The organism is Streptomyces sp. NPDC004561 (assembly GCF_053602155.1).
In genome coordinates this window covers 1-1,143 of the sequence record NZ_JBSGDB010000927.1, presented here as the reverse complement: position 1 = coordinate 1,143, position 1,143 = coordinate 1, and the positions used below count along the sequence as shown (strand labels likewise).

1 protein-coding gene is annotated in these 1,143 nt (G+C 77.0%); it reads left to right on the top strand.

Annotated features, from left to right (window positions below):
• Nucleotides 1-1,143 (top strand): beta-ketoacyl reductase (locus tag ACWEN3_RS46770; protein ID WP_452984565.1); only part of this gene is annotated, 1,143 nt, incomplete at both ends.

Genomic DNA, 1,143 nt, shown 5'->3' with positions numbered 1-1,143 from the left:
CGCGCCGCTGTGGTGCGCCACCCGCGGCGCGGCCGCCACCGGCCGTGCCGACGACGCACCACCCAGCGCGGCACAGAACCAGGTGTGGGGCCTCGGCCGCGCCCTCGCCCTGGAGCACGCACGGCGCTGGGGCGGCCTGATCGACCTGCCCGCGACCGTCGACGAGCGCGCCGCCGGCCGTGTCGCCGCCGTACTGATCCAGGGAACCGGCGCTGCGGACGGCCGGGAGGACCAGGTCGCCGTCCGCGCCTCCGGCGTGTTCACCGCCAGGCTCGCCCACGCACGCAGCGGCGCCGGCCGGCCGTGGTCGCCGCGCGGCACCGTCCTGATCACCGGAGGCACGGGTGCGCTGGGCGGGCACGTCGCCCGCTGGCTCGCCGGTGCCGGTGCCAAACACCTGGTGCTCACCAGCCGCCGCGGCGCCGACGCGCCCGGCGCGACCGCGCTCGAGGCCGAACTGGAGGAACTGGGAGCGCGCGTCACCCTCGCCGCGTGCGACGTCGCCGACCGAGACGCGGTGGCGGCGCTGCTCGCCGAGCACACGTTCACCTCTGTCTTCCACGCCGCGGGCGTGGGACAGTTGGCCCCGTTCGACGAGTTGACGCCGGCCGACTTCGCCCGCACGGTGGCGGCGAAGGCCCGCGGTGCCGCGCTCCTGGACGAACTGCTCGGCGACCGCGAGCTGGACGCCTTCGTGCTCTTCTCCTCGATCGCCGGGGTGTGGGGCAGCGGACTGCAGACCGCCTATGCGGCCGGCAACGCCTTCCTCGACGGGCTCGCCGCCCGGCGCAGGGCCCGGGGACTGACCGCCACCGCGATCGCCTGGGGCCCCTGGGCCGACGGCGGCATGGTCACCGACGCCGACGAGGAGCACCTGCGCCGCCGCGGCGTCGTCACCCTGCCCGCCGCGCTCGCCGTGACCGCGGTCCAGCGCACCCTGGACTGCGACGACACCGCGGTGGTGGTGGCCGACATCGACTGGGAACGGTTCATCGCACCGTTCACCCTCGGCCGCCCGAGCGCCCTGCTGTCCGAGCTGCCCGAGGTGCGCCGCGCCGCTCCTCCTGGGAGCGTTCCGCGAGGGCCCGGGAAGGCCCGCAGTGCCTCGCGGCCCGGCCCGGACAGCATGTCGGCGGGCCGGTC